This is a genomic window from Micromonospora sp. NPDC049047, from assembly GCF_040649135.1.
GTDB lineage: Bacteria > Actinomycetota > Actinomycetes > Mycobacteriales > Micromonosporaceae > Micromonospora.
In genome coordinates this window covers 1-6,672 of record NZ_JBEZEY010000043.1, presented here as the reverse complement: position 1 = coordinate 6,672, position 6,672 = coordinate 1, and the positions used below count along the sequence as shown (strand labels likewise).

Here is a 6,672-nt window from a genome sequence, read left to right as displayed (position 1 = left end):
CGCCGTCCTCGTGCGGGTACGCACCGCCGCCGGGCGGGAACACGCCGAGGTGCGCGTCAGGGTCGCGCTCGCCCCGTCCGAGTTGGCCGCCCGCCGGCAGTTGGTCGGGTTGCTCGGTGACCTGCGGCAGGCCGTGACCCGCGCCGCCATCGCGAGTCGCCCCCGACCCGGGCGGGCTGCCTGATGGCCGGGCCTCACGGCCTGGAGGTGTGGCTAGTCGGCACCCGCGCCGAGTTGGACGCCGCGACGGCCGCGCTGACTGACGTCGGGCACGTGGTTCAGCGCGGCACCCGCCACGCGCTGACCGGTGCCGATGCCGGCCGCTACCGGCTCTATCTGCGCTTGAGCGTCGCCGCCGGACGGCGGTCGACCGGCCGTGGCGCGGTGGTCGACCTCGCCGCCGAGCGCGCGTCACGCCGCCCGGCGTGACCTCCATCCTTCCGAGCCTTGGGAGATGCCCCATGTCTGACCTGTTGACCGCCGCGCTCGCGCACGCTGCGCGCGGCTGGCACGTCTTTCCGCTGCGTCCCGACGATCAGCCCGACAACCCGGATGCGGCCAAGCGGCCCGCGTTCCCGAACCGCTGCACCGCCGAGCACTGCCCCCGCATCGACCCGCGCTGCCGTGCCGCTGGCCGTCACGTCGGCTGGGAGGAACGCGCCACCACCGACCCCGGCCGTATCCGCCGGGCGTGGTCGACCCGCCCCTACGGGATCGGCATCGCGTGCGGCCCGTCCGGGCTGGTCGTGGTCGACCTCGACGTGCCCAAGCACCCCGACGACACCCCGCCGCCACAGTGGGCCGGCGCGTGTGACGGCCTCGACGTGTTCGCCACCCTCGCCAACCCACACGGCGGGATCGATGCCACGTACACCGTGACCACGGCCAGCGGCGGCAGTCACCTCTACTACCGCCACCCCACCACCGGCCCGGCGTTGCGCAACACGACCGGCGACCGGGGCGGGTTGGGCTGGAAGGTCGACACCCGCGCCCACGGTGGCTACGTCGTGGGCGCCGCAAGCACCGCCGCTGGCCACCCGTACGCGGTGGCGTTGGACTGCGACCCCGCGCCGCTGTCCGCGTGGCTGGCCGGGCTGCTCGCCCCCGCCCCGCGACCCGCTCACCGGCCTGCCCCGGTGGCGCTGCCGCCGGACCGGCGCGGCGCGTACCTCGCCGCCGCGATCCGCCGGCAGGTCGACCACCTCACCGCCGCCCCCGAGGGCCAGCGCAATCACGCCCTATTCGCCTCGGCGGTAGCGCTCGGGCAGCTCGTGGCCGGGGGAGCGCTCACCGACGCCGACGTGACCGCCGTGTTGGAACCGGCCGCGCTGTCGCTCGGCCTGCCCGCCGGGGAGGTCGCTCGCACGATCGCGTCCGGGCTGCGGACCGGGGCGAACAACCCGCGCACCCTCGCCGGGGTGGGGAGGGCGGCGGCATGAGCACCCGGTTGCAGATCGGGTCCGGCCCCGAAACGATCCGCGTACTCAAAGCCGCGCTGGTCGACGGGTTGCTACCCGACACGTACGTGTCCGCCGGTTCGCTCGTGCACATGGAGGCCGTGTCCGGTGGGTTGGCGACCGCCGCTGATGAGGATTCGCCGCTGCCGGTGTCCGCGAGCATGGTCAACCCCGCCGGGTTGGCCGGGTTGCTGGCCGAGCATGCCTACGTGTATCGGCTCAAGACCCGCAAGTCCGACACCGGAGATCCCGAGGTCTACGAAGACGAAGTGACCCCACCTCGGGACATCTTGTCGTCGGTGCTGGCCGGGAAGACGTGGCCGGGCGTGCCGCCGCTGCGCGGGATCATCGGTGCCCCGGTACTGCGCCGTGACGGCACCCTGTTGCAGCAACCGGGCTACGACCCGGCAACCGGCCTCTACCTGGCATCCAAAGTCGCGCTTCCCCCGGTGCCGGACGAACCGACCCCGGAGCAGGTCGGCGAGGCGCGCACGTTCCTGCTTGGCCGGTTCCTGCGGGACTTCCCGTGGGCATCCGCCGCCGACCGGGCCAACTACGTTGCGCTGCTGGCCACGCCGATCCTGCGGCACTTCACCCGCAGCTTGACCCCGTTCGCGCTGATCGACGCGACCATGCCGTCATCGGGCAAGACGATCCTCACCGCCGGGCCGGGCATGCTCTACGGCCAACGCGTCATGACCTGGGCATACTCCGATGAAGAACTGCGCAAGTCCATCACGGCCGTGCTGGCCGAACAGGTCGGGGTGGTCATCTGGGACAACCTGGCCGAAGGAACCGTCATCGACTCCGCCGTTCTCGCCCAGCTCGTCACCTCCGGTGTCTGGTCCGACCGGCAGCTCGGCGCGTCGCGCAACGTCGCCACCGTCAACGACCGGCTATGGATGGCCACCGGCAACAACCTCCAGGTCGGCGGGGACATGGCATCCCGCACGGTGCGGGTGCGGCTTGACCCGGACATGCCCCGCCCCGAGCTGCGCGACCAGCGCGGGTTCGGCATCCCGCACCTTGACCAGTGGATCACCGACCCGGCGAACCAACTCACCGTCCTGTGGCACCTGTTGGTGCTGGTGCTCGACTGGACCCGACGGGGTGCACCTCGGGTGTCGGGGTTGTCGATGCGGCAGTTCACCCCGTGGGCGCAAGCCCTCGGCGGGTTCCTGACGCATCACGGGATCGACGGGTTCCTGACCAACGCGGCGGACATTCGTGAGATCGATGAAGACGAAACGCGCTGGCGCGCGTTCCTCACTTGCTGGCACGACCGCCACGGCGGTCGCGCGATGACCGCCGCCGAACTGCGGCAAGACGGCGAGCCGATGCACCTCGGCAGCGACGTGAACGACCCGTGGGATGGGCAGTTCATCACCACCCACAACGGGCGGCTACCCAACCCGCTGCAACTCGGCCGACTCCTGACCGGGCAGGCCGGGCGGTGGCGCGGTGAGCACGTCGTGCGTGCCGGCCGCAACGACCGGGGCGACCGGTCGGTGTTCTGGGTGGAGCGGCACGAGGGGTGAAACCCGCTGAACCATCTCCGCATCTCCGCAACGCCGCACCGACCCCTCACCACCTGGGGAAACACTCTGCGGAGATCAGAACCATGAGGATCATCGATCTCCGCATCTCCGCAACCAACTGCGGAGATCCCGGCTCTTTGCGGAGATGGTCCCTCACCACCCTGCTCTATCTCCGCAAGCATTTGCCCAGCTCACAGCCATGTTTGCGGAGATGCGGAGATGCGGAGATGGTTCAGCCGCTCTGGCGCAGCACAACCCATCGGCCGCGACGGGCCACGTACGCGGCCCGCTGAGAGCCACACAGCCGGTTCGGCCCTATGCCTTACCCCGACCCTGCCCGGATCTTGCGTCTACGGCGCTCTCAGCGGGCCGTCCTACGCCGCTCTGCCGCGCCGCTACCCCGACCCTTCTCGGCTTGCCCATGTGAGCCGGAGGGCCATCAGCGTTCGAATCGGGGCGTTGCGCGCCCCTTCCTGAAAGGACGCCCTATGGCCACCCCCGCAAACCGACACCTCACCATCTCCGATGTTTGCGACGACCTTGGAATTAGCCGGTCCACCTTCTACGACTGGCGTGCAAAGCGCAAAGGTCCGCCCGCCCGCAAGCTGCCGAACGGAGAGATCCGGATCGAACGACGCGACTACGAATCCTGGCTTGAATCGCTCTATGAGGAGGCCGCTTGAACACCACCTATGACGTACGCATCTGGACGACCGAAACGTACGAAGGAAAGAAGGGGCGCACCTACCGTGTTCGCTGGCAGGTTGCCGGTCAGCCACGTAAAGAGGTGTTCAAGACAAAGGCACTCGCGGAAAGCTTCCGGTCTGAACTGCTAACGGCTTCCCGGAAGGGTGAAGCATTCGACGTCGAATCGGGACGTCCGGTAACCATGCGGCGAGAGACAGTTGCCATGTCGTGGTACGAGCTTGCGTGTTCATTTGCCGACATGAAATGGCCGCACGTGGCCGCCACGACTAGACGCACTCACGCCGAAGCGCTGACCGCGCTTACCGTGCTCATGCTAACCAGCGGAAAAGGGCGACCGGACGGCAAGCTACTTCGCCACGCCCTCGGCCGTTGGGCATTCAACACCGCCCGCCGCAACGCCGAAGACATGCCCGCCAACGTGGCGAAGGTACTCAGTTGGGTGAAGCGGAACACTCGTGACGTAGCAAGCCTTAGCCGCCCGGAAGTGCTACGGCCGGTGCTGGATGGCCTCACAGTGCGACTCGACGGTGCACCGGCCGCGCCGAGCGTCATCAGTCGCCGCCGGAAGATTTTCAACACGGCAATCGAATACGCAGTGGAAAGACGTGCGCTGCTGGCAAACCCGCTGCAACTCGGCCGACTCCTGACCGGGCAGGCCGGGCGGTGGCGCGGTGAGCACGTCGTGCGTGCCGGCCGCAACGACCGGGGCGACCGGTCGGTGTTCTGGGTGGAGCGGCACGAGGGGTGAAACCCGCTGAACCATCTCCGCATCTCCGCAACGCCGCACCGACCCCTCACCACCTGGGGAAACACTCTGCGGAGATCAGAACCATGAGGATCATCGATCTCCGCATCTCCGCAACCAACTGCGGAGATCCCGGCTCTTTGCGGAGATGGTCCCTCACCACCCTGCTCTATCTCCGCAAGCATTTGCCCAGCTCACAGCCATGTTTGCGGAGATGCGGAGATGCGGAGATGGTTCAGCCGCTCTGGCGCAGCACAACCCATCGGCCGCGACGGGCCACGTACGCGGCCCGCTGAGAGCCACACAGCCGGTTCGGCCCTATGCCTTACCCCGACCCTGCCCGGATCTTGCGTCTACGGCGCTCTCAGCGGGCCGTCCTACGCCGCTCTGCCGCGCCGCTACCCCGACCCTTCTCGGCTTGCCCATGTGAGCCGGAGGGCCATCAGCGTTCGAATCGGGGCGTTGCGCGCCCCTTCCTGAAAGGACGCCCTATGGCCACCCCCGCAAACCGACACCTCACCATCTCCGATGTTTGCGACGACCTTGGAATTAGCCGGTCCACCTTCTACGACTGGCGTGCAAAGCGCAAAGGTCCGCCCGCCCGCAAGCTGCCGAACGGAGAGATCCGGATCGAACGACGCGACTACGAATCCTGGCTTGAATCGCTCTATGAGGAGGCCGCTTGAACACCACCTATGACGTACGCATCTGGACGACCGAAACGTACGAAGGAAAGAAGGGGCGCACCTACCGTGTTCGCTGGCAGGTTGCCGGTCAGCCACGTAAAGAGGTGTTCAAGACAAAGGCACTCGCGGAAAGCTTCCGGTCTGAACTGCTAACGGCTTCCCGGAAGGGTGAAGCATTCGACGTCGAATCGGGACGTCCGGTAACCATGCGGCGAGAGACAGTTGCCATGTCGTGGTACGAGCTTGCGTGTTCATTTGCCGACATGAAATGGCCGCACGTGGCCGCCACGACTAGACGCACTCACGCCGAAGCGCTGACCGCGCTTACCGTGCTCATGCTAACCAGCGGAAAAGGGCGACCGGACGGCAAGCTACTTCGCCACGCCCTCGGCCGTTGGGCATTCAACACCGCCCGCCGCAACGCCGAAGACATGCCCGCCAACGTGGCGAAGGTACTCAGTTGGGTGAAGCGGAACACTCGTGACGTAGCAAGCCTTAGCCGCCCGGAAGTGCTACGGCCGGTGCTGGATGGCCTCACAGTGCGACTCGACGGTGCACCGGCCGCGCCGAGCGTCATCAGTCGCCGCCGGAAGATTTTCAACACGGCAATCGAATACGCAGTGGAAAGACGTGCGCTGCTGGCAAACCCGCTGCCGCAACTGAAGTGGAAGCCACCGAAAACCGTTGTGACCATCGACAGGCGATCAGTGGCCAACCCGGTTCAGGTGCGAACACTGCTGAACGGGGTGCGGGAACAGGGGCGAATCGGGCCGCGCATGGTCGCCTTCTACGCCTGCCTCTACTACGCGGCTATGCGACCAGAGGAAGCCGTTCGCCTCGCAAAGCCGAACCTTCACCTACCGGAGAAGGGCTGGGGAGAATTCACTCTCGACGGAGCCAACCCGCACGCGGGCCGGGAATGGACCGACAGCGGAAAGAACCGGGATAGCCGCCAACTCAAACAACGCGCCCGAGGGGAGACGCGAACGGTTCCCTGCCCACCCGAACTAACCGCAATCATCAACACCCACATCGAGCTATTCGGCTACGGCCCGGACGGCCGGTTATTCGTGGGGGAGCGCAACAAGGAGGAATTGCCCAAGGGGACAATCAACCGCGTATGGCGGTGGGCGCGTGCCGCCGTGTTTACCCCCGAGGTCTACGCCTCCCCGCTGGCACGCACCCCGTACGACCTGCGGCACGCTGCCGTGTCGACACAGCTCAACGGGGGAGTGCCGCCGACTCAGGTAGCCGACTGGGCCGGGCAGTCGGTGGAGGTGCTGCTCAGGATCTATGCCAAGTGCCTAGACGGCGGTGAGGCCGCTCTCCGGCAGCGCGTCGAACGAGCGTTCGGCCACGACTGACCGAGCCTCCGAACTTTGGCACGGATATGGCACAGACACCCGCCACGGGCCGGTGACGGCCGGACACAGCCGGACACACGAGTAAGGCCCCTGACCGGGTTTCCCCTGGTCAAGGGCCTTTTCGTGCTGGTCGTGGATGGTGCCCCCGGCAGGATTCGAACCTGCGCCCCCGCC

The 6,672-nt window shown here is 67.5% G+C and carries 7 protein-coding genes and 1 pseudogene; all 8 read left to right on the top strand.

Annotation, left to right across the window (positions count from 1 at the left end; genetic code table 11):
• Positions 1-184, top strand: a pseudogene (locus AB0B86_RS33330) (hypothetical protein); the annotation flags it as partial.
• Positions 184-429, top strand: coding sequence for a hypothetical protein (locus AB0B86_RS33325; RefSeq protein WP_357420595.1), 246 nt, complete (start codon positions 184-186; stop codon positions 427-429). The pseudogene AB0B86_RS33330 and the gene AB0B86_RS33325, both read left to right, overlap by 1 nt.
• Positions 430-461: 32 nt before the next feature.
• Entirely contained in the window at positions 462-1,439 is a 978-nt protein-coding gene (locus AB0B86_RS33320) for a bifunctional DNA primase/polymerase (protein ID WP_357420593.1), read from the top strand.
• Entirely contained in the window at positions 1,436-2,995 is a 1,560-nt protein-coding gene (locus AB0B86_RS33315; protein WP_357420591.1) for a hypothetical protein, read from the top strand. The genes AB0B86_RS33320 and AB0B86_RS33315 overlap by 4 nt, the downstream gene beginning before the upstream one ends.
• 488 nt (positions 2,996-3,483) lie before the next feature.
• Positions 3,484-3,678, top strand: a complete 195-nt coding sequence (locus AB0B86_RS33310) for a helix-turn-helix domain-containing protein (protein WP_279519739.1) — start codon at positions 3,484-3,486, stop codon at positions 3,676-3,678.
• Positions 3,675-4,451 (top strand): hypothetical protein, encoded by a 777-nt coding sequence (locus tag AB0B86_RS33305; RefSeq protein ID WP_357420589.1) that lies wholly within the window; start codon positions 3,675-3,677, stop codon positions 4,449-4,451. The genes AB0B86_RS33310 and AB0B86_RS33305 overlap by 4 nt, the downstream gene beginning before the upstream one ends.
• A 488-nt stretch (positions 4,452-4,939) precedes the next feature.
• Positions 4,940-5,134 carry a helix-turn-helix domain-containing protein gene (locus AB0B86_RS33300; RefSeq protein ID WP_279519739.1) on the top strand — a complete coding sequence of 65 codons (195 nt, stop codon included), beginning with the start codon at positions 4,940-4,942 and terminating at the stop codon, positions 5,132-5,134.
• Positions 5,131-6,498: an integrase gene (locus tag AB0B86_RS33295; RefSeq protein WP_357420586.1), complete on the top strand. Its 1,368-nt coding sequence runs from the start codon at positions 5,131-5,133 to the stop codon at positions 6,496-6,498. Before AB0B86_RS33300 ends, AB0B86_RS33295 begins: the two co-directional genes overlap by 4 nt.
• Positions 6,499-6,672: the final 174 nt, after the last annotated feature.